A 756-nucleotide genomic window follows, 5' to 3' on the forward strand; every position below is an offset into this window, starting at 1 on the left:
TGTTTTATCGCCTTTATAAGCTTCTAAGGCAACCTTCGCCTTAAATCTTGCACTGTGTGATTTTCGTTTTGTACTCATAATAATAACCCCCTATAATCAACCTATATTTTGAGCTAAATCGCTCCTTAAGTATTGGTCTAAATATTGGGGGCCACTATACTTCAAGGGTTCATTTGCATTCATCTCTTTGATACGCACCTGACTCGGTCTAGCCGTGCCTTTTCCCCTCTCGCTCACTACCAAAGCTCTTTACCTCAGCAGCAGGGGGCGGTTTGTAACCAGCTCCTTTCAGCCGATTACGAGAGACCTACTCTCATCTTTAATATAGTTACGAACAACTTCGTTGTTCTCTTGGCACACACGAGTGGCGCTGCCAGTGGTCGACTGGAATTTTTTGTTATAACTTACATTGGTATTTTCCAGTCTGATGCAAAATTACGGTATTCAGGATCTTCTGTTTTTGGAGAAGTATAGTATTTATCGTCAATTATAAATTTAGAGGCCATAATATCTCGAATTCCACCTAATCTTTCTGTAGATACCAATTCTTTCGCAACATCTTTAAATAAAGTAGAAAAGCCATTAGATGTATTATTGATTACAAACTGAGGCAACGGAACCTTAAAATTGAATTCCGGAAACTTTGGAAGAACCCCTGATAAAGCAGCAGCTGAATTATATACTTTCATTATCTTACTTCCCTGAATTCCTTGTTCAGTTTGTAGACCATATGTTGCTTTCAGGTTCTCAGATGCT

General features: G+C 38.9%; 1 pseudogene. It reads right to left on the minus strand.

What is annotated here, in order from left to right:
• Positions 1–404: 404 nt before the first annotated feature.
• Positions 405–756: pseudogene (locus BQ7314_RS00875) on the minus strand (hypothetical protein); the annotation flags it as partial.

Origin of the sequence: methanotrophic endosymbiont of Bathymodiolus puteoserpentis (Logatchev) (assembly GCF_900128525.1) — a bacterium.
In the GTDB taxonomy this organism is placed as follows: Bacteria; Pseudomonadota; Gammaproteobacteria; order Methylococcales; family Methylomonadaceae; genus Methyloprofundus.